Consider the following 21,185-nt stretch of genomic DNA (forward strand, 5'->3'; position numbering starts at 1 on the left):
AGGAGTCCGAGCCTTTCGAGCCGCTACTATGGGAGTGGGGCGGGAGATCCGCCCCGACTCGAGACAGTGGGGAATTATCTTTGGAGGGATTCTGATCGGTCACTTGGCTACCACCTTCAGCCCTGAGCCAAATGTTGGTAGTGCTCGCGGATTTTTGAAGGTGGAATGATCAGGCCATGGATGCCTCTGTCATCCCAAGTTTGATCCCATGGGGTTCCTGGCTTATGCGTGATCGAAGACAGAGTCAGGCCATCATGCTGACCATAGGTATCCCAGATACGGTCTAGCAAACGCTGGTCCTCAGGACTGACAACATCTCGTGTCCGCTGGGGCAGCTCCGCGTCGATCGGATGGTTTCGGTATCGCTTCACCTTGTGGTAAAGCGCCGGCACGACGGGACCAAATTTCCAGGCTTCGACTTCGTCAGCGTAAAGCGGCTGGTTATTGAGACCTAGGCTCCAGCCGTTTGCGATGTAGACAAGCTTGAGCAATTTCATTGGCGTCAGATCGTTGCGCCCAGTAGCTCGTGCCTTACGAATGAAGTCGTTAGCGATGGTTTCTAGTGCATAGCTCATGACAAACACTCCTTTATGTGCCGCGTTTGCCTTTCGCGGCATGCCTTCGCTTCAAGGCTTTCATTGTTGTTCGCGTTTGACGTGGTGGCGCTTAAAGCGGCCATGAAAGGTACAGTAGATCGATATCTGTGACAAATATAGGCGACTAAGGTTGCGTTTAGGTTATGTTTCGCTGAATTTTCGATCACTCCGACTACGGCCTTATCCAATATGGGGGTAGGGCACGTATTTTTCATCGCGTGCACGCTCCTGCTCTTGGAATTTCTTCCCATCGCGTGGTGCTGCGTGGCGATCGATGCGCGCAGCGTAGGTGCCAGGCGGCACCGGCGCTCGGCGTGCCGATTCTGACGGTGCCGCGCCCCATCTTCTGGTTCAGCTCGTCCATCACGCTCATCAGCTTTTCGCTGCGTTCCCGTTCTGTGTCGCTTTGCGGCGCGTTGAGCAATGAAAGCTGCTCGGTGGCGCGGTCGCAGATCTCCATGAGCATTACACCGCCCTTCATGTAGCGCTTGTTGGGCGCGTGCAGGCGGTCGAGTACCTGGATGGCGGCGCCGACGAGGGTGCGGCTATCGTCGGTGGGGATGTCCAGTTCGATGATCATGCTGGGGTTGTGCTGGGCAAGATCCTGCCGGTGCGGGTTGGTGCGCAGGAAGACGAGCACGGCCCGGCAGAGCGAGCCTTGCTTGCGCAGCTTCTCTGCCGAGCGTTGGGCGTGCTGCCGGATCGCTTCGCGGATTTCTCCCTTGTCATTGGTGAGCTGGCCGAAGCTGCGGCTGGTCATGATCCGCTCGCGCGCGAAGTCCATGCCGATCATCTCGATGGCGGGGGTTTCCTGCAGCTCGAGTACGGTGCGTTCGAGTGTGACGGAGAAGCGGCGGCGGATCTCCTTGGCGTTCTGGCTGCGCAGGTCCCAGGCGTTGCGGATACCCATGCCGCTGAGCTTTTCGGCGAGACGGCGGCCTACGCCCCAGACGTCGCCCAGCTCGAAGCGCTGCAGTAGCCCTTTGGTCTGGGGGCTATCGGGGTAGAGCACGCAGACGCCGCCGAAGCCTTCGATCTTCTTCGAGGCGCGGTTGGCCACCTTGGCCAGCGTGCGCGTGGGGGCAACGCCGATCGATACGGGAATGCCGGTGTACCGCTTCACCTGGCGGCGGAGTTCGCGGGCGTGATCTTCGAGCTGGCCGGGGGCGAAACCGTCGAAGTTCACCCAGCACTCGTCGATGGAGTAGGGGTCGATGCCGGCGCTGAATTCTTCGAGCACCGCTTGCACCCGGCTGCTGATATCGCCGTAGAGTTCGTAGTTGCTTGAGAACAGGGTGATCTCGCCGCGGGTGACCTGCTCTTTCAGGTAATGGGCCGGGGTGCCCATCTTCACGCCGAGCGCTTTCAGCTCGTTACTGAGCGCGATGACGCAGCCGTCGTTGTTGCTCATGACGCCGACAGGTTTGCCGTTCAGGTGCGGTTTGAAGAGCCGTTCGCAGCTGACGTAGAACGAGTTGCAGTCGACAATGGCGATCATACAAGGAACTCGATGTGGTTCGAGCGCACGACGCCCCAGATCTGCGACTCGACGCCGTTCAGCGGAATCGGCGGGTAGCGGTTGCCGCCGGAGCAGAGCAGTTGCCATTGGCCGCGCTCGATCCACTTCTTGACCGTGAATTCGCCTTCCACCAGGGCCAGTACGATATGGCCCGCGCGGGCCGTCACCGAGCGGTCGACGATCAGGTAATCACCTTCCTGGATGCGGTATTCCTCCATCGAGTCGCCCATGGCCTGGAACAGGAAGGTCGCGGCCTTGTGCTTGATGAACTTTTCGTTCAGATCCAATGCGCGGCCGGCGTAGTCCTCTGCCGGGCTGGCGAACCCGGCGATGCCGCAGCGAGCAAGGACGTCGGGATAGGGGATCTCAACTCGGGGTGAATCCGGCCGCATGATGCCGATCAGTTTGACGTTGGACATGGTGCATCCGCCTTACTTTGAAATACTGTATGGGTATACAGTATTTAACGCAAAGTGATCCTCGGGCAAACGATTCTTTGATGACCCCCGGTGGACGAAAACGGAACGGGGCTGATAACGACGCGGCTCCCGACGATTATGAAAAAAATGCATGCGTGGGGAAGACGATGCAGGTGCAGTACTTGGGACCGCTAATGATGGGGCTGGGGCATCCAGCGTTGATGGGCTATGACCTGGGGGAGCTTCTCGGCGAGCTGCTTTGCGGTCGAGCTGAAGGAGGGCGCCGGCTTTGACGGCCACTGATCGAGGGTGACGTGCTGATCGCGGACGAGGACCGGATGATCGGCAATGAGGGATCTGACGATCGCCAAGGTGGAAGGCGAACACCTACTGGCGAGATCGTAGCGAATCGGCGGCCACGTGCGGCTGATACCGCTGCACGGCCGAGAATCACTGTTCGCGCAGGAAGAGATGCTGCTGGGCGTCGTGGTCAGCCAGGCGCGGCGGTATTTGGTATGAGCTAGTCTTCGAGATTTTCTTGAGAGGGAGGTGACTGGGATTCTTTCACTTCCTTGTAGGTCACGCCTGAAGCTGTGACCCAGGAAATGGGCCCGGGGGCCTGACGGCCCAGCACTACAGAGGACGCTGCGCTTGGTGATGAAAAGCTCGCGTTCTCTGTGAAGATGAAATGGCCCGCCTCGGCGACCAATACGCCCTCATCGATGAGTTTCGCTCGTAGCTTGAGCCATCCGGGAGCAATCGAGTCCGTCGTGGTAAGCCTCGCTTCGGACCCTTTCAGCACGATGAAAGCGTCCTCAGCCTCCTTCATCGTCGCTTTTATATCGCTGGCTTTGACCGAGTAGATCTCTCCAGGGCTGGTATCCAGTTCCTGAGACTTCGAGTGCGGCGCAGCGGGTACAAGTGTATTGATACCGACGGTTGGGAGGATCAGTTTGATCTGGTCGAGGAAAAATTCCATGTCCGAGATATCAGCCTCGGAGATACGGGACTGAGGCGGGGTGATGCCATTCTGAACGGCCGAGCGGTTCGCTTCCTTGGCCAGTGACACCAGTCGCGATTCCAGATACTTCACATGGGCTTTCGTGAGCATGTCGTCTTTGCTCAAGAAACAGATGGCCGACTCGAAGTCTCGCGAGTAGCTGTGATGGTTCAGTCGTTCGTTGAGCTTCTCGGCCTCGCCAATGTAAATTGAGCCATCGAAATCACTATCGCTACTTTCGCTGCGGAGAAGGTAGACGCCCGGGGCCTGCAACTCGGAGCGTGATAATACGGATTTCAAACTTCCCCTCGGCGTATAGATCGCTTTGCCTGACCAGTTCCCTATCTCGATAGTTTTTGGGCCTGTAGGCGTGCCGTCGATCATGTAGGTCACGATCTTCCGGCCATAAACTCTTTCCATCAGTTACTTCCCGAATGTGTTGTATTTAATGGCAGATAGCTTCGCACGGCGTGCCGTTGTTGTCGCCATCGAGTCTACCGTTCCCGTACTGAGTGAGGTGGTAGCGTGCTTCAGCGCAGGAGCGCATCTGCCCGTAGATCTTTCGAGTCGAGCAATTGAACCCACTGTCGTTCTGTGGTTTGAACGGATCCCTTCGTGGCGCGTTGGCGATCTCGGTGATAGGGCTTGATCCGCCGTCGACATAGCGGTTACCACTGTCCTGGATCGCTCTTCGCCACGCTTGGAAAAGCTGTTGCTGCTGTCGACTGATCTGGATACCGTACGTGTCGCGCATGTACCAGTAGATCCGGGCGATGTCTCCGCGGACATTCGCCGGCGGCTGAAAAGTACGTTCAGGGAAATCGACTTTCGCCTGGCACTGGCCGTACTGGTAAGCGTCCGCCCTCACAGCCATTCCGTAGCGCATATTCGAGCGATCACCGTTCACTTCGCCGACCGACGGTACTAGGTTTTGGAGATTCGCCTCGCCCTGCCGGAACACCGGGTCGTTCGCGCGACAGCTTCGACGCCCTCCATCCTGCCAGCACTGACGCTGCCGTCCGAAATCGTAGGCCGGCATGACATGTTCCCACTCGATACGAGCGGCACGTTTCGGCTGTTTGCGAATCTAGTAACCGCAGCTCGCGAGATCCGGCCGCGCCTCGAAATCGAACGAGCAGCCGCAGTAGAATGTCTGGTCCTGATCGTAGTAGACCTGGGCTACGGCTATTCGCTTGGCGGCGGAGAAGGACGTGGGTGGCGCAGCGACGGCGGGCAGGGCGATAAGTGCCAGAAGGACAGAGCAAATACGCATATTGGCTCCCCAGTTTCAGCATGCGCGAGTTGTAGGGGCTCAGGCGTGCGCCTTCGCCTCGCCCTGAAGCCCCGTAACCCAACAACGTCGAGCGTGTCCTTGCCTCAGTGCTGTGCATGTCTAGCACCAGATGAACTGTTGTAAAAGGCTCCTAGCCGCCAACAGACCAACGGGTGCATCGTATCTACAGCTAACTATGCAGTCTTATTAATATCGTGAACGACTGCTTCTCAACTTCTCTGTTAACTATTAGAGAACAAATCGTCTGTCGCAGCCGTGGCTTCGCGGACATTTTTCAAGCCAAGCTCGAAATAGTTTCTATCCAGTTCGAACATTATCGCGCCCATGCCTCTTTGCGCGGCGGCGCAGGCAGTTGTCATACTGCCAGCATACGGATCAACGGCGATAGCACCTTTTGGTAGGGTCTCGAGCAAAAGTTGCGGGATCTCCGGAGGGAAGGGTGCGGTATGCCCATGAGTGTTCTTGCCACGCACCATTTTAAAGACGGGGCGCTGCTTCAAAATCTGTACTGATGGCAGCTTGGCCTCCCTTCCTGGCTTGCGAAATACAAGGCAGTGTTCCCAGCAGTTAAACGGAAGCTGGTAATATGGTGACGTGTTGCCTCCATTGAAATTACGCTTGCCTTCGATGTCGCCCTTGAACCAAATCACGTTGCCCGCGATTTTGAAACCTGCCTTCTCGAACAAATGGATTATATAAGCGCCCAATATCATGCGTTTTTTGCCCATAGCTGAAAAGGCGACGATATTTTCGTTGTCGAAGTAATCGAAGATGTTATAGATAAATAGGCTACCTGGTTTCAGTGCGTTGAAGACCGCCCGTGCAGCGTTGTACATATCGTAAAGGTAACAATAGATGTTCGGCCACTGCGAATATTCGCGTGCGTTAAAATATGGCGGTGATGTGACAGCCCCATCTATGCTCTCTGGGGCTAGAGTATTCAGACCACTTTCACAGTGGCCGTTCACAAGGCGTATGCCCGACTCTAAGCGTTGCTCTGTCGGTACAGGGAAGATTACGGGTTGGGGGCGCTCCAGTGCAAAGCGCTTGAAAAAAGCGCTGTCAAAGAAACGACCGCGAATACCCTTATCCGCCTCCCACACCCCGAAGGGTTCATATGCAACCTCGCGGCCAAGATAGCTGTTTGGTTCACCTTTCTCATGGCCCATGACCACTATGCGATCTTTGTGCAAGCTAAACTGGCGGACGAGCATATCCATGACTTCGTCATTACTAACATCAAAGAGCACGTCATTGCGCCAACGCCTTCGAATTTCTTGCGGGATCTGATCTTCTGCTGACGCAATAGCTTCCTGTTTTATGATCGATGCCAAAGAGTAGCGGTTACCACGACCATAGGCGCTGCGCTCAGGACAAATTAGATTCTGACACTCCCAACTTCTAACGCCTACGGTGGGGTATGAATTTCCGCCAACCTTGTGCGAACGACATGCTGGGCAAGGTATCACCCGCTCATCGCGTTCATTTTTTTCGAATAAGAGCAGGATGTCGTAAGGTTGATCGGTCGTGCCCTGTTCGGCAGCGTGTGAAAGAATAAAACAGTCTTTAAAAAAAAACCCCTCATTCACAAGATCAAAGCGTGCTGCTTCAGAGGAGAGCGCTGAGCCAATATAATTTTTGGTGGTCTCGCGGATGATGTTGGGTCGAAAATATCCCTTTGATAACGCAATTTCACGGTGCTTTTCAGCATAGAGTACAATGTCAGAAAATAAGCGCCATTGAATGTCTTCGCCGCCAGGCGCTGCCCGCAAACGCAGCGCAAAATAGCAGTGATTAGCTAGGCGGTCATAGCTGTCACGAATGCCTGTCAGGATTAGATCTGATAGCTCCTGTTCGGCCAGCTCTGCGTAGGCGTCGATATCGACATCCTGGTAGATCAGAGCACACTCGCGGTGTAGCTGCTGGTAATGATGAGTGCGAAGGTGGTCAAAGAAATTGGCATGGTATTCTTGGCGCGCGTCCTCATTAAAGATTTTATGCATTACGCCATCTTCAAAAGCGCGGAACACGAAGCCGCCAAATAACGTACGCTGAATGAGACTTTTCTTTTCTTCTAGAGCACATTCCCGCGCGTCACTACGGTTTACATAGCCTGAGTTAAGGAGGTCGTGCAATCCCTCTACTGTCTCATCATTTGTAATTGGCTTGAAGGCCTCTCGCAAGGAGTTATCGATGCCTTTCGCCTCGCACCAAGCCGCGAAAGCCTCATGGCGCGTATGGTCGAAGAGCGCTGAAAGCGTGCTCTTATCGCGGTAGTTGAGGAAGTGCCGTTGCTTAGCCGCAAGGTCAATGAACGCCTTGACACGTTGTTTGTTCAGTCCAAGCCGACTGTTGATCAGGGCATAGAGTTCCCGGTTGCGCTCCGGCGCGGCACGCAATGACCTTTCGCCAGCTTCCCGCGTCGCGCTTTCGACCGAAATCATGAGATCGTGTGGGCACTCGAATCGAAGCCCTAGCAAGTCGTTGAACTCGTTCAGCAATTTGGTAGATAGCGTTTTTTCCATCCCAGCTCTCTTTCGCGCGTAAATATGCGATTTTGGCATATTCTGACGTGTCTTTTACGGTTCTGCAAGCTTAAAGAGGCGAGCAGATGAAAACAATCCATTATGAAAGCTATAAGGCAGCTCAACTACTGTTGATTCAATTAAGAAAGAATAGTGGATTAACACAAGCAGAATTGGCTGAGATTATTGGCGTTGACCAATCATTCATCAGTAAAATAGAACGCGGCGAACGGCGTCTTGACATAGTTGAGTTCTTGTTTTACTGCAAGCCCCTACAAGTTTCGCCCTCAGAAACGATTGAGATTTTGCGACAGAAAGTGGGAGTTGATAGCTTTGTATAGCAACTCTCCAGAAGATCCACATTTTGTGGATGAAGCGACGCCGCTAGATGCCACTGTCGATATCGCGCCCGAAACAGGATTCGGACTTCACGACGGCTCATGGTCGGAAGATCAATGGCGGGAATTGATCGTATCGTTCGTTGAAAACGATTTGGCGAGCTGGCGAGAACTGGCCGCGCTAATCCTCGGGCATCTTAACCCGTCGCAGACTGGAACGAGCCTCGCCTCTTCTGAAGGTTTCAAGCGGCGCTACGGGAAGGGTAATACCATGCGCATTGTCATGGATTGGGCGTATGCCCAGACAGGACGATGCGAGGATTGCGACAGTCGTCTTGAGTTGCAAGCCGATCATGTAGAAGGCCGTGAGCTTTTCGATGACCCGCTGGAAGCCGACTACATCGAGAATATGACACTACGTTGTAGGCGCTGCAATGTAGTACGAAGACCATCGCACGAGCTTGGAGGTCAAACCTTTTTGACGGCGGAATCCGCGCTCATGTGGATTTTGCTGGTTATTAAGCCGCGTACTTTCCTTGATTTCGTGCGTCTATGTCGTATCTATGGAATGACAATGGCTGATGTTCGGATGCAGGAAGCCTGGGCGATGGCGCACTGGCTTTCACGCAATGATCCGCCTTTGTATGGCATCGAGGATGATGAAAACACGTCCTACGATTTGCTCCAGTGGCCGACAGGCACGATCACTCGAACAGATTCGGGAGCAGCTATCCCTGATCACGCGGAGAGGCTTTATCAAAACGTGCGCGGCGATCACAGCTTTGCATTCCTCGTCATTGGAGAAGATAAACGAAAAAAGTTGTTCAACTATCCGGTAAGCTGGATTGCTTTTTCCACGTACGATCTCGGGGAAATGCCGCCCTATGCGCTGGCCGTGCGCTACACCCCGCCTGACAGAAAGAATGGCCGGGCGCAAAGGGTTACGCCTATGCCGCCTGCGAGCCTTGAAATGGTTTCGCATGCGATGGTTGCGCCTAACGAAAAAATCATGCTGGAGCGTACGGACAGTCTTCTTGTCGGCGACAGAACGGCAGTGCCGGTGGTAAATCATAATGGCAAGCTGCTTCCCGCAAAACTCCAAACATACGATCTGCGGGTCGTAGTAGAGCGTATATGAAGGAGCACAATGATGGGTGTCTAGGATATCTAGGTTGATTAAGCGTTCTTTGGACGAGCCAATAGTTGGGGCGCCGCCTGCATGTGTATCGCGGCGCCGCGGGTGGGTTGGGCGTCCATCGTGGCTGGCTGTGATTCGCTAAAAGAGCATTGAGATGGAGTAGGTTTGCTGCGCTTATCAAGGGCCTTCGACGACGCCCTCCACCAGAGAGGCGTGCGTCAGCGACTATTTTGTGCGGCACCGCAGCTATCGAGGGACCTACAGCGGGTGCTGCTCAGTTGCTGAACTTGGAGAGGACCTCCGTCTTGAAGTCGATTTCGACGCCTGCGTCGTCCCACAGCGCCGATTCCCCGGAGACATGGTCTTCGAGGAACTCTCTAGCTTCACGGATAGCGGCCGCTTGGCTGGTAGCATCTAGGACTTCTTCGCGCTGGACCGGCTTGTCAGAGTCGGACAAATCCTCGTAACCGAGGGTGTACTGGGTCATGGTGTGGCTCCAAGTCGTGTCACCAGCCGCTTAAGCAGTGGTGACGAGTAGTAGGAGTGGTATATCAGTAGAACAGTCTGCCGCACTGTTGATTTCAGCACAGTTAAACTTTCTATTCCCATAGTCGAGATGCCGGTGCAGCCAGCAGGCGAAGAACACTGCGAGCTTCGGGTTCGCCCATGTTTCGAGAGTCCCACTATCCCGGATCGGCTGAATTGGGGTAGTCTCACTGATCGTGGGTTTAGCGCATCCACGTACTCCAGAGTCTCCGGTGACTTTATGAAGGAGTCCAGTCGCTTGTCAAAGGCTGCGGCCGCCTTTGTCTGTCATATTGAAGTAGCCGTCCACACGGAAGGAGAGGGTCTTGCCTTCCCACTCGCGGGTGATGAGCGCAGTGCTGGTCCTAAGCGATCTGCTACCTATTCAGCCTCGTGAAACGCCCCGGGCATCGCAGAGGCCCGTTGGTTTGAGTCACGCTGCCATAGCGGCCTGACTGTTGAGTTGTCGGTGGTAGTTTGCCTCAGCTTCTGCCGGCGGGATATACCCTAGTGGCTCCATCAGCCGTGGTAATTGAACCAAGACACCCATTCCAGCGTAGCTAGCGCAACAGATTTCATGGATTTCCAGGGGCCGCGCCGGTGAATCAATTCTGCTTTGTATAGACCGTTGATGGTCTCAGCGAGGGCGTTGTCGTAACTGTCAGCCCTGGCTGCCTACCGATAAATCGATGCCGGCCTCGGCCATGCGTTCCGTGTAGCGGATCGGCACATACTGCGAGCCGATGGGCTGGGCCGACAGGCGTAGAGTGCTTGCTCCAGTGCACCGAGCACGAAGTCTGTGTTCATCGTGTGGCTGACGCGCCAACCCACGATACAGCGCGCGAAAACATCGACATCGAAGGCCACATACAACCAGTCCTGCCAGGTGAAAACGTAGGTAAAGTCCGATACCCAGAGCTGGTCCGGACGGCCAGCGACAAACTGCCGATTGACCCGATTCAGCGGGCATGGCACCGATTGATCCGGTACGGTGGTACGCATCGTCTTGCCGCGACGGGCACCTTGGAGGCCCAGAAATCTCATGAACCATTCCACGGTACAGCGGGCCACAGGGATGGCTTCCCGGTTCATCTGCTTCCAGACTTAATCGGCGCCATAGACTTTGAGGTTGTCATCCCAGACACGCTCAATGTGCGGAATCAAAACCTCGTCGTGCTTGGCCTGGTCACTGCGTAGTTCCGGATTGCACTGCCGGGCCGCATGACGCCGGTAGGCCGACGGGCAACCTGCAATACGCTGCAGATCGGCTCGACCCCGTAGGTATCCCGGTGCTGATCAATGTAGGTATTTATGACTTCAGCTTGCGATCGAGCTCCGCTTGGGCGAAAAAAGCACTGGCCGTGCGTAAGATGTCATTGGCGCGCCGCAATTCCTTGTTCTCGCGCTCCGGATCCTTCATGCGTTGTGCTTCGGCGATGGTTGTACCGGGGACGTTCACCAACATTGCCTTCGACACGCTTGACCCATTCCAGCTACGTCTGTGGCACGCAACCAATCTTGGGGCGATAGACTCCACAGCTGCCCACAGCGACGGGTATTCGCCACGGTACTCCTGCACCAGCCGCACCGCACGCTCTTTAACCTCAGGGGAAAACTTGGTTGACTTGTTCATGGCCCATTCTCTCAGATGCTGGAGCCTCCTCAAAACCCGGGGCGGTTCATACCTGGTTGCGGTTTGGTTGCTGATTGAACGCTACTCAGGTTCATAATGCGATGTATGGAAAATTTTAAGTAGCCGAATTTGCTTGGAAATCGCATGGCAGGCGCGGTCCGATTTTACCTATTCGCTGCACTCATAAATCCTCTGTAGGCGATCGCTGACCCGACGTATCGGATTATCCGCACTCAAGCGCCGCGGTTCACGGCCGATACGAACTATGTCACACGCGAAACGTCCTTGTGTGACACCTCGATAGAGATGTTCACTCGGCCCACTTGGTTGGTTTTTTTCAGAGGTCCTATGACTGATCAGCAGCAGTATGAATTAGCTTTGGTGGCGCTGAAGTCTGGTTATGTCCTGGTATTCGACATAAAAGATGGAATGGAGGCTGAGCAAGACGACGAGTTCTTTTACAGCGATGCTGCTTTTGTTGCGTGCCGTGACATTCTCTTTGAGGCATATTGCGATACGGAAAACGACGAGGACCCTGAGGGGCGTACCTATCGCCAGCTAGAGAGCCCCGAGGACCTGTCGGAAAACTTTCGAGAGGATGCCAACAATTATTGGTGCTTCCTTGTTCCGAATATCAATCCCGAAACTACAGATATGCCCGCGCTATTGGAATTCTGTCGCCAATATTGCTTTTTCCCACCAGAGACGATCATTGAGAACGGCAAGGTGATCGATACTCGGGAGCGAATCGATGCTCCGTTTCTGAATCTTTGATTCTCTACGTCGGCTTTCATGTAGCGATACCCGTCACGCCACAAGCGTTTCAGTGCGGCTTGGGCGGCGCCGACGATCACGCGAGTGTCATTGCTGGAGTGGGGCAGTTGAACGACCAGGGCGGGGTGGTACTGCGCCAGGCCCTCCCGGTGCTTGTTCGTTTTCAGGTGCACCTGGATCGCTCGCGCTACCGATCCCTGTTTGCGGAACTTCTCGGCGCCGCGGGCAGCGTGCGCACGAATTGCCTGGCGAACCTCATGCGGATCTGACGTCAGTCGGGCCGAAAGACCGGCTGGTCATGATGTTCTTCTTCGGCTGACCGTCGTCGTCGGTGTCGATACAGCTCTCGCGACGTGGCTCGTAAACCAGGCGCTCTTGGACGACTGAGAACCGCGCCCGTATCCGCTTTGGGTCAGCCTCACGTAGCTGCCACGCTGTCACGATAGGCGTTGGCCCAGCCGGCCGGAGACGCCCCAGAGGTCCGTCACCGGTGAGCCATCTAGGACTGCAAGGGTGTCGTCGCTATCCGGCTCCATAAGGCACACGCCGCCAAAGCTGGATCCTTCTTTGCCCGCCGGTTCGCCAACGTGTGGGAAGTGGATAGCCCAATGCTGACTGGTATTCCCGTGTCCCGCCGAACGACTCGGCGCATCTAGCTGCAATGCTTAATGAGCGACTCCCGTCGGAAACCCTCAAACCAAAGGAACGATTCATCGAGTGAGCAGATCTCGACGTCTGGCGTGCACTCGCGCAGCGTGGCTGTCACGCGCCGGCTCATGTCGCCGAAGAGCGTGTAATTCGACAGCACGGCAACCGGCCGGCCTTCCCAGTCGGGGCGGAACACGCGCTCGCAGCTAGCATAAAAGTTGTTGCAGTCTACCAGGCGTATCATCACCGCCCCGACGCAACGAATGGACATTATTCGTGACAACGCCCCAGCAGTGGCAATCACAACCGTTGAGCGAGATCGAGTGAACTGCTCGTTGCCGGAGAGAGGTAGTGGCGCTTGCCGATCAGGCGTAACTGCTTGCACGTCAGCTCAACATCAACGGCCATAACGACCACGTCGCCGATCTGGGGCTCGAGTGAGCGATCGACGATCAACAAATTGCCGTCGTAGATTCCATGTCGCTCCATGCTTTGGCCCTTAGCCCTGCCCATAAACGTGGAGCTCGGGTGCGGGATCAGCAGCTCGGTCAGGTTGAGATCGCCCTGGGTATAGTCGTCAGCTGGGGAAGGGAGGCCCGCGCGGACATCGGCACCTGCCAGTGGGATCGGAACCGATGCCGCGACCATGTTGGCTTGACCCAATACATCGATGATCATGTTCATGACGCCGCCTCTGCTTCTGCCGCGTTCCAGGAGATCAGCGCCTCGGCAACGCCGACGCGTGAGACCGAGACGTAATCCAGCTCCTCGAATTCGCCGAGAATCCGGCCCCACGCCATGGGGTTATCCCCGTCGAATCAATAAATCGTCAAAGCGAATTACTCGCGATCGCGGGCGACCTGCTGCTGAATACGGCGTGCCAACTGCTAGTACGAGGAAGTGGTTCTGAGTTGTAAGGACATGACAGCGTGCTCCCTAAGAAAGCTGTATTTAAGTACAGTGTCGAGTAAGCCGCTCAATAGGCAACACAGAAAGTACAGAGATAGCAGCCAAAATTTAGATAACCTTCTAGGGCAAGGGTTTAAGCGAAGCATGAAAAATTTACATGAAAGAGAGACGCTGGAATGAATCGCAGGTAGATTGCGGACGCCCATCACACCGACAGTGGAAGTCCGAATGTCTAGCAAGACCGTGATCGCCTGTGCGCTCCTCACCACGATGGCAGCTCCATCCATCGCCAATGCCGACATCACGATCGGCAGCTGGAACCTCAAACACCTCGGCTGGAACAACGGAAAGCGGCTCGACGGAGTTGCCGAGATCGCAAAGGGTGGTGATCTGTGGGCGCTCGAGGAGGTTATGGGTGAAGAGGCTGTCACGCAGCTCGAGCATGAGCTCGAAAAACAAACCGGTGAGAAATGGAGCTCGATGGCATCGCACGAGGTGGGGCGTAGCTCATACCGTGAGAGCTATGCATTCATGTGGCGGGACAGCGCCGTCGAGTATACGAAGGGCGCCGTGGTCTATCTGGATCCAGGTGATCTGTTCGCACGGGAGCCGTACCTGGCGGAGTTTCGGGATAGAGAGAGCGGCGATACGGTGGCCATGGCTGCAGTGCATATCGTCTATGGCGACGGTCGATCTGATCGAACGCCTGAGATTCGCGAATTGGTATCAATCTGGGATTGGATGCGTGAGGTCTACCCGGGCAGTGCGCGATTGATTGCCGGCGACTTCAACATGCCGCCGATCGATAATGCTTGGCAGTCGCTCCGCGAAGCTGGTGCCAGCCCAGCGATCACCAGAGGCGCGACAACGCTAAGCGAAACCGATGGCAAGTACGCCAGTCTCTATGACAACTTTTGGTACAAACCTGGCGAGCTCGATGTCAGCGGTAACGGGATCGTTCACTATCCGAAAATGCTCGGCATTGATCATGCCACCGCGCGTAGTATCGTTTCAGATCATGCTCCGATCTATCTGACCATTGGCCAGGACCAGGCTGGCTTCGAAGATTCCGAGCACGTGGCAGTCGGGGATGTCAATTCTGGCGGCAGCGACTCCAGCTGCATAGATCTCGACACGGCGTCGGCCCGCGCGTTGGATCAGCTCCCCAATGTCGGCCCCGCCCGAGCGAAGGACATCATTGCCGGCCGGCCCTGGAACAGTGTCAATGATCTCACCCGCATTAACGGTATCGGCTCGGCTCGAGTGCAAGAGATCGAAGCGAGCGGATTGGTCTGTGGTGTTTGAATTCTGCTCCGATCAGCCCCGGAAAATTTTTTCCCGATGGTACTGCATATAGGCGTGCTGTTTCTCGGTCAGTGCGACCGGGGCTGGGATAGGGTTGAGCTGCCATGCCACCCGGACTTCGTCAGGTAAGTGTGTGCTAATCTCGATTAGACCTAAGTAGTTGAAGGTGATGTAGCCCTTATCGAAAAGATGATCGATGTGGGGCGTGAGCAGCAGCCCATTATGACCGTCTAACTTTTCTTCGTTGGTGCTCTTTGACCAAGGTTTGATATGACTGGCAATTAGAAATTGCGAATTGCTTGTACCTGTCACCCGACAGCAGGGCTCAATCTCAGCAACGCGAGACCGAAATAGGCCTTGGCCAATGCGTGCCTGGATCAGCTGAGTACGCTGGGTCACGGTTATTTCTTTATCGTCGAGAACATGGTTTATTTCGAGGTTGTCGCCAGCCTCAGCCGAACTGCTGGCCTTATCAAGAATTGCTTCAATCTGGCCGCCTAACAGCGAGATCAACAGGCCGGCGAGAGGCTGAGGCACTGGAGCAAGGTAGACGCCCTGATTGCCATTGCCGTTAGACTGGAGCGGGGAATACTTGGCGGGAAGCACGGGGGCAAGCCGGCCAATGTGCTCCTTAGGCCGAATCGGGCGTGGCAGCTCGTTAAAGCTTACGGGTACGTACCAGCCATCATCTGACCAGGCCGCACCAGCAGAACCGAATTCTTCTGGTTTGGGGGAGGATTGGTGAGGACCACTGACGATGCCGATTGCCTTGATTTGAGTATCGCAAAAAGAGAACACGATATCGCCTGTGACTACCTCTGTCATGGCATCATAAAAACGGTTGCGGGCACCGTTGGCGTTGGTCTTTGGAGACCACAGGTAGCCCCCATGGATTTCGTGCTTGTATGTCTGATTCTGATTCACCCACCAATAGTTCATTCTGCATCCCGAGAAAGTCGCTGTACGTTGTGGCGGCAGTGATCCGCGCGGAAGGCAAAATTTTAGCGGCAAAACGTCTCGCAGGGGGAGGCTCAGGTCTCAAATGGGAATTTCCAGGTGGGAAGGTTGAGGACGGAGAGGATGCGAAAACAGCAATCATTCGTGAGATCGATGAAGAGCTGGGGTTGGCGATCGAGGTAGAGGGTGAGCTGGGTCTCTATGTAACTCGTTTGGAGGGCATCGATATCCACCTGCATTGCTTCCTATGTCGAGCGACAGTGACTGAGGTGCGCTTGGTAGATCATTCCGAGGCCAGGTGGTGCTTCCCAAACGAGCTCCAAGCACTCGATTGGGCCTTGCCCGATGTACCTGCAGTCGAGAAGCTACTGAATACTAACTGAGCGGGAGGTGATCGTCTGGGCTAGCCCTTAAATAAACGCATAAGAACCGCTATTGGTGCGGCTATGAATGCACTACTAGGCAGGATAATCGTTTTCGTACAGCATCCCATTGCGTTGGGCTTTAATCATGACAGTCTCCATAGTCCTCTTAGAGAGGCGGTAGACTCAGCATATGTTGCATCCATAACAGGGTGGTAATAGGTCGGCGGATATGAGGAAGTGCGGCGATTTCTGATTCTTCACGTAAGGACGCAGTATGCAGTGGTCTCCCTCTTTGCTCGCACGTCTGCTCTTTGTCCGACCTAGGTGGAAGCTTTCACTCTCCGGCGCGAGTTGGGAAGTTCGGTGGGGCGATCAGCGTCAGCAGTACGCTTGGGAAAATGTCGCCGCGGTGGACATCAAACGCGGCTGGGTATGGGCATCGTGCAAGATCACACTCTATGGCTCCGAGGGTTCTTCGTCCGTTTCGCTACAGGGTTTGACGAAGCAGGATGCCGCCAAGTTGGGGATGACTCTTAGCACCAGTATGCACAAACGCCTGCATACCTTGGCCAGAGCAGGCGCACCGGAGCTGCGAGCGTGGCTGAAAGACGCGACAGAGGGATTCCCTGGCAACCGATGGATTCGCCACAGTGATCAGGTCCGGATATGTGACCGGCGGGATCGCATTGAGCTACCGGATACCTCCATGGATATGGGCAGGCTTGGACGTCATCCCGCTATCCCTCACATGCCCAATTCGGAGCCCATCGAAACCCTTCGCCGCGCCTTTGGACCAGCCATACAGCAGGCTGTTGAGGCCCGCAATCAGGCTTTCATGGAAGAAGAACTCAAACGCGAGGCTGCCTTCTTCGAAGAGGTTGAATCCCAGCCCCTGACTCAGGAGCAGGCCGAGGCCGCAGTGTGCTTTGATGACCGTGTTCTGTTGATCGCAGCAGCCGGCTCGGGAAAGACGTCCACCATGGTTGCCCGGGCGGGGTATGCGGTGCGAGCGGGGATCGCCGCGCCGCATGAGGTGCTGATGCTGGCTTTCAACAGTGAGGCAGCGAAAGAGTTGGGCGAACGCACGCGCAGCAAACTAGGCCCCTGGGTGGCCAATGCCGATCAGATACACACCAGCACCTTTCATGCCTTCGCGCTCAAAGTGATTGGCGAGGCCTCTGGCCGTAAGCCAACCGTCCCAGACTGGCTAGCCAATGGCCAAGATGAAGGTGTGATGGTGCATATTCTGCGAAGCCTCTGTGAATCCGATCCGGACTTTAAGGTCAGGCTTGATCTCTTTGCAGCAGTCTTCGGTTCATCGATCGGTAGCTTCGACAGCCAGGCAGATCGGGATAACCCCGCTCCCGTGACGACCAAAGCCGATTCCGCCTACCTCACACATCGCGGCGAACCAGTGAAGAGCCAGGAGGAGCGGCTTATAGCCAATTGGTTGGCCTATCACGGTATTAGTTATCGCTACGAGCGTCCCTATCATCGCGATACTGCCGACAGTGCCCATTCGCAGTACACTCCGGACTTTTTCTACCCCGATGCCAGCCTCTACCACGAGCATCTGGCGCTCGACGCACAAGGCAATCCTCCTCCGCACTTCACCGGTTATGCCGAGGCCGTGGCATGGAAGCGAGAATTGCACAGGAATGATGGTAACCGTTATATCGAGACCACTTCGGCGGGTCTTCGCAGTTTAGAGGGCTTGTCGATATTCAAGCGCGATCTAGAAGCTCACGGCTTGAAGCCTATCCCGTCTCTGGCAAACCTTGGCGAGGAGGCACAGCTACTGGATGTGCCGCGCATGGCGAAGCTGTTCCGTACCTTTCTGTCGCACTACAAGGCTCAGGGCCATAATCTAAGCGTCCTGCGCACGGTGGGCCGGGGGGCCGACTTTGCCGTGCGGAGTGATCTGTTCCTCGATTTGTTCGAGGACGTGCTTAAGGCCTGGCAAGAACGGCTTGATCGCGAGCAGGCGGTCGACTTTGATGACATGCTCAACCAGGCGGCTGAACTCATTGAGGCCGGCCAGTGGACACCACCCTATCGAGTGGTGGCTGTCGATGAGTGGCAGGACACTTCCATAGCTCGCGCCCGCATTGTGCGCGCCTTGGGTCAGGCGGATGTACGGATGGTGGCCATCGGCGACGACAGCCAGAGCATCTATCGGTTTGCGGGCTCCGACCTGAGGCTGATGACCGATTTCACTTCGCTGATCGGCCCGGCCACCACGCGCTACCTGACCCAGACCTTTCGCTGTCCCCAGCACTTGAACGATGTGGCGGGTGCCTTCGTGCAGAAGAACCCGGCACAGATCGCCAAGGTGGTGCGCTCACACAACCCCCTGCCGGGCACCAGCATTCGCTGTGTAGCCTATCCCAAGACACAGGAAGATACCCTCGAACCCCTGATTGGTCAGCTTCGCGCTCATGCTGGCCATGAGGGGATGAACTACACGGTTTATCTGCTCGGGCGGTACCGACATGACGCCCCATCGAATTTGAGACAGCTACAGCAGTTGGGTCGACCTAACCTGGACGTGCGCTTTGCCACGATGCATCAGTCCAAAGGTCTTGAGGCAGATTACGTCTTCTTATTGCGCATCAATCGCGGGGCTCCGAGAGCTCCGGGCTTTCCGGCGCGGATAAAGGATGATCCATTGCTGGACCTGGTCATGCCCTCGCTCGAAAAATACCCTGATGCGGAGGAACGACGGCTGATGTACGTCGCACTGACCCGAGCCAGGCGGCGGGTTATCCTACTGGCTCACCAATACGATCCCTCGCCGTTTGTCCATGAGCTTGTGTCGCTAGGGGCTGGCGACCTCACCAGCATCGATGGTAAGGCTACAGGTGAGAGCTGCCCGCGGTGCCAGGAAGGGGTAATGGTCCCTAAGCACGGCAAATACGGGGCTTTCTTAGGGTGCTCAACGTATCCTAATTGTCGATATACGGTACAGTCGAACTGAGCAGAATCGTTTCTCCGCAGTCAACCTCCCGTCTCAATGACACTTACCAAGCTAGCCCTTGTGTGACTGCCTTATGGGGTATCTCGGAGCGTTCAGCACTAGGTTCGCTTGACATTGTTACACGGTAAGATAGGTGGAGAGATTAGGGGCTGCGGTAGTTGTGATACTCAGTGTCGGAAGCGCGTGGGCGCCCAGGGCGTGGCCCCTCAGGTACCTTCGGCGCGGGACTGGTTTGGAACTTGTGCCCTGTTACTAGCATGGCGGCGTACTCGTCCACCTTGGTCAAGTAACGTGCGATATGGTCCAGCCCGCGCTGTTTTTCGAAGTCATGGTAGTCGATATGCCCAAGCCCGTTGTAGTGGTAATTTTTTTTAGCGTTGAGATTGCAGTTGTAGTAAACCCCCTGACTACCAGTGATAAAGCGCGCCCACATCTCGCCAATGCGCCGGGCTTGGATAATGTCTTCTTGCACTTTGTGACCGTGGAAAAAGAATAGAAAATGGTAATGGAACCCTTTCTTAGGTTGCCATTCCAGTTTCCAGGCGTAGCCGAGCATATGGTCGAACAGCTCATGCTTGTTGAACGTCTTGCACAGTTGCTCACGATGATACTGCGCAGTTTGGTAGTCGATGTAGGGTCCATCCACCTCGGTGTAGCCCAAGTCCAATCGTAGTACGGTTAGTCGGCTATGACAGGCAAATAGTGCATCAATTAGCTGGCGGAGGCTCTGGTAGTTATTGCGGCTGTTACGACGATTCCGATTACGCGCGTATGTAAAGCTAGAGTGCTTTAGGCATTGATACCAAGCTGTCAGTCGCTGATTAAGCTCTACAATCGTCTGCTCTGCTACCTCCCGATTGATGGCTGGGGGCTGATGAAAACCTGCCTCGCGTAGATAAGCACAGCTGGTGAACGCCCATAGGAAGCTCTGGGCGTAAGGGCTGGGACGATAGTGTTGACCGATTTCGGTCTCTTGATACACCGTCACTAGCACTGTGTAGAGCGTGGTTAGCGTGTTTAACAGCGCATCCGGACCCAACACTACAACATCGCTGCCGTATTCATCCGGGAGAATCACCCGTTCACTTTGCAGTAACGTCTCAGTGGCAGCCAAGGATTTCAGCTGTCGTTCTATCTCGATCAAGTCCTGTCGCCAGAGGTGATGGGAAAACGCGCTGACCTCTTGTCCCAGGGCGGAGGTCTCCGATACGGCGCTATTCATACCTTGGCAGATAGCCAGCATTTCTGCGTCGCTCAGGTTATCGTCGTAAATATTGTCGTGCATGGGTCATACCTCTCTTGATGATTTGAGCAATTCGCTCGTACCATTACTGAACCATGTAAGAAGTTACGACTCGCAGGGTAGCTTGGCAGGCATCCTTCAGGAGAACTGCTCACCACTTTGGTCTCGTTAATTGATAATGCTTATGAAGCAGAGATTAGCTCGATCCTTTGGGATCTTTTCTCCTAGCCTATGATGTTAGTGATGCTTACAAATGGACTCTTACTGCGTGAGTCCATTGTCTCTTTGATGCTGTTGCTAGTAATATTAAGGCCATTATTATAGCTAATAACATATAAAGCCAAATTCTATAAAACCATTAGGTAGAGGGTGCCGGAGAAAGTTAACGCTTATGATCGGTTTGCGCTGTGAATTGCAAGCATGAGCTTTTGAAAAGTTAGTGTCGAAAAAGGTCGGGCACGAGTATGTTGCATGTCCTCTTTATTAGCTCTAATTAAAAATTTTTCAGCTCTGTACTACTTCTATGAAGTAGGGAAGCAATCGCTTCTTTCTCGGATCAATTCCAATATTAGGAGGTAGACATGACATCCATTTGCCCGAACTGCGGTTCGGCCGAAGTTTTGCTTCGCCATCAGGGGCGAAAAGTCTGTAGTAGCGCGGGTATCGCCGCGGGGTCCGCTGGCGGCGCGGCGGGAGCCTGGAGCGGCGCCCAAACCGGTGCGCTGCTGACGGCCTGGACCGGCCCCGTAGGAATCACGGTGGGCAGCCTAGCGGGTGCGGTATTTGGTGCACTGGCCGGTGGCGCGGCGGGTGGTATGACCGGTGCGCGCATTGGTAGTGAGCTGGACGAGCGGGTACTCGACAACCGCGAGTGCCACGCTTGTGGGCATACCTTCCGCGTCGAGGCTATCCCCCCGAAATCATCGCTGTAACTCACACAACGCTTTCTCACATAGGGCTCGTCATCTTCGGATGGCGGGCCCTATGCCGTTTATACCCTCTCAAAACAGGAGACATCCC

At 55.2% G+C, this 21,185-nt stretch carries 18 protein-coding genes, 2 pseudogenes and 1 other annotated feature; of the genes and pseudogenes, 7 read left to right on the forward strand and 13 right to left on the reverse strand.

Annotation, left to right across the window (positions count from 1 at the left end; translation table 11 throughout):
• Nucleotides 1-116 precede the first annotated feature (116 nt).
• The 7 genes from DOM27_RS02350 to DOM27_RS02380 form a co-directional block, all read right to left on the reverse strand.
• On the reverse strand, nucleotides 117-575 hold the full coding sequence (locus DOM27_RS02350; RefSeq protein ID WP_157956696.1) for a Panacea domain-containing protein: 459 nt from the start codon (nucleotides 573-575) through the stop codon (nucleotides 117-119).
• Nucleotides 576-807: 232 nt separating this feature from the next.
• Nucleotides 808-2,094 (reverse strand): Y-family DNA polymerase, encoded by a 1,287-nt coding sequence (locus DOM27_RS02355; RefSeq protein WP_110654449.1) that lies wholly within the window; start codon nucleotides 2,092-2,094, stop codon nucleotides 808-810.
• Nucleotides 2,091-2,534 carry a LexA family protein gene (locus tag DOM27_RS02360; protein WP_245392554.1) on the reverse strand — a complete coding sequence of 148 codons (444 nt, stop codon included), beginning with the start codon at nucleotides 2,532-2,534 and terminating at the stop codon, nucleotides 2,091-2,093. The genes DOM27_RS02355 and DOM27_RS02360 overlap by 4 nt, the downstream gene beginning before the upstream one ends.
• A 520-nt stretch (nucleotides 2,535-3,054) precedes the next feature.
• The gene (locus DOM27_RS02370) at nucleotides 3,055-3,954 is read right to left on the reverse strand and encodes a GIY-YIG nuclease family protein (protein ID WP_110654451.1); all 900 of its coding nucleotides are present in this window, start codon (nucleotides 3,952-3,954) and stop codon (nucleotides 3,055-3,057) included.
• A gap of 25 nt (nucleotides 3,955-3,979) precedes the next feature.
• A complete protein-coding gene (locus DOM27_RS17990; RefSeq protein WP_280952117.1) occupies nucleotides 3,980-4,621 on the reverse strand; it encodes an endonuclease in 642 nt (213 codons plus the stop codon).
• The gene (locus DOM27_RS17995; RefSeq protein ID WP_223162259.1) at nucleotides 4,622-4,807 is read right to left on the reverse strand and encodes an HNH endonuclease family protein; all 186 of its coding nucleotides are present in this window, start codon (nucleotides 4,805-4,807) and stop codon (nucleotides 4,622-4,624) included. It lies immediately after the preceding gene.
• A gap of 242 nt (nucleotides 4,808-5,049) precedes the next feature.
• Nucleotides 5,050-7,353: a DNA-methyltransferase gene (locus DOM27_RS02380; RefSeq protein ID WP_157956697.1), complete on the reverse strand. Its 2,304-nt coding sequence runs from the start codon at nucleotides 7,351-7,353 to the stop codon at nucleotides 5,050-5,052.
• 86 nt (nucleotides 7,354-7,439) lie between these two features.
• Here DOM27_RS02380 and DOM27_RS02385 point away from each other — a divergent pair, with 86 nt between their 5' ends.
• A complete protein-coding gene (locus DOM27_RS02385) occupies nucleotides 7,440-7,694 on the forward strand; it encodes a helix-turn-helix domain-containing protein (protein WP_110654453.1) in 255 nt (84 codons plus the stop codon).
• Entirely contained in the window at nucleotides 7,687-8,829 is a 1,143-nt protein-coding gene (locus DOM27_RS18050; RefSeq protein ID WP_245392555.1) for a hypothetical protein, read from the forward strand. The genes DOM27_RS02385 and DOM27_RS18050 overlap by 8 nt, the downstream gene beginning before the upstream one ends.
• Before the next feature lie 274 nt (nucleotides 8,830-9,103).
• On the opposite strand, the gene DOM27_RS02400 is transcribed toward DOM27_RS18050, so the two are convergent.
• Together DOM27_RS02400 and DOM27_RS02405 are read right to left on the reverse strand one after the other, a co-directional pair.
• Complete coding sequence (locus DOM27_RS02400) at nucleotides 9,104-9,316, reverse strand: hypothetical protein (RefSeq protein ID WP_110654456.1); 213 nt, start codon at nucleotides 9,314-9,316, stop codon at nucleotides 9,104-9,106.
• Nucleotides 9,317-9,787: 471 nt separating this feature from the next.
• Nucleotides 9,788-10,987 (reverse strand): annotated as a pseudogene (locus DOM27_RS02405) (IS3 family transposase).
• Nucleotides 10,594-10,709: a sequence feature (AL1L pseudoknot), on the reverse strand. Its footprint overlaps the pseudogene before it by 116 nt.
• 348 nt (nucleotides 10,988-11,335) lie before the next feature.
• Here DOM27_RS02405 and DOM27_RS18055 point away from each other — a divergent pair.
• On the forward strand, nucleotides 11,336-11,761 hold the full coding sequence (locus DOM27_RS18055) for a hypothetical protein (RefSeq protein WP_245392556.1): 426 nt from the start codon (nucleotides 11,336-11,338) through the stop codon (nucleotides 11,759-11,761).
• A 50-nt stretch (nucleotides 11,762-11,811) separates the two neighbouring features.
• Here the strand turns inward: DOM27_RS18055 and DOM27_RS18255 are convergent.
• Both DOM27_RS18255 and DOM27_RS02415 read right to left on the reverse strand, forming a co-directional pair.
• Nucleotides 11,812-12,036: pseudogene (locus DOM27_RS18255) on the reverse strand (DinB/UmuC family translesion DNA polymerase); the annotation flags it as partial.
• A gap of 673 nt (nucleotides 12,037-12,709) precedes the next feature.
• Nucleotides 12,710-13,093, reverse strand: coding sequence for a LexA family protein (locus tag DOM27_RS02415; protein WP_245392558.1), 384 nt, complete (start codon nucleotides 13,091-13,093; stop codon nucleotides 12,710-12,712).
• Nucleotides 13,094-13,546: 453 nt separating this feature from the next.
• Here DOM27_RS02415 and DOM27_RS02420 point away from each other — a divergent pair, with 453 nt between their 5' ends.
• Nucleotides 13,547-14,623, forward strand: coding sequence for a helix-hairpin-helix domain-containing protein (locus DOM27_RS02420; protein ID WP_188113670.1), 1,077 nt, complete (start codon nucleotides 13,547-13,549; stop codon nucleotides 14,621-14,623).
• Between the two features lie 12 nt (nucleotides 14,624-14,635).
• Here DOM27_RS02420 and DOM27_RS02425 read toward each other — a convergent pair whose 3' ends face one another.
• Nucleotides 14,636-15,562 carry an HNH endonuclease gene (locus DOM27_RS02425; protein ID WP_110654458.1) on the reverse strand — a complete coding sequence of 309 codons (927 nt, stop codon included), beginning with the start codon at nucleotides 15,560-15,562 and terminating at the stop codon, nucleotides 14,636-14,638.
• Between DOM27_RS02425 and DOM27_RS02430 the strand changes: the two genes are divergently transcribed.
• Together DOM27_RS02430 and DOM27_RS02435 are read left to right on the forward strand one after the other, a co-directional pair.
• On the forward strand, nucleotides 15,529-15,963 hold the full coding sequence (locus DOM27_RS02430; RefSeq protein WP_110654907.1) for a (deoxy)nucleoside triphosphate pyrophosphohydrolase: 435 nt from the start codon (nucleotides 15,529-15,531) through the stop codon (nucleotides 15,961-15,963). The two genes, DOM27_RS02425 and DOM27_RS02430, sit on opposite strands and share 34 nt — an antisense overlap.
• Before the next feature lie 256 nt (nucleotides 15,964-16,219).
• Nucleotides 16,220-18,922: a UvrD-helicase domain-containing protein gene (locus DOM27_RS02435; RefSeq protein ID WP_110654459.1), complete on the forward strand. Its 2,703-nt coding sequence runs from the start codon at nucleotides 16,220-16,222 to the stop codon at nucleotides 18,920-18,922.
• Nucleotides 18,923-19,064: 142 nt separating this feature from the next.
• Here the strand turns inward: DOM27_RS02435 and DOM27_RS02440 are convergent, their stop codons facing one another.
• On the reverse strand, nucleotides 19,065-20,207 hold the full coding sequence (locus DOM27_RS02440; RefSeq protein WP_110654460.1) for a YagK/YfjJ domain-containing protein: 1,143 nt from the start codon (nucleotides 20,205-20,207) through the stop codon (nucleotides 19,065-19,067).
• Nucleotides 20,208-20,746: 539 nt separating this feature from the next.
• Between DOM27_RS02440 and DOM27_RS02445 the strand changes: the two genes are divergently transcribed.
• Entirely contained in the window at nucleotides 20,747-21,097 is a 351-nt protein-coding gene (locus DOM27_RS02445; protein ID WP_110654461.1) for a hypothetical protein, read from the forward strand.
• The last annotated feature ends 88 nt before the right edge of the window (nucleotides 21,098-21,185 follow it).

The sequence above is a fragment of the Salinicola halimionae genome, from assembly GCF_003206065.1.
In the GTDB taxonomy this organism is placed as follows: Bacteria; Pseudomonadota; Gammaproteobacteria; order Pseudomonadales; family Halomonadaceae; genus Salinicola; species Salinicola halimionae.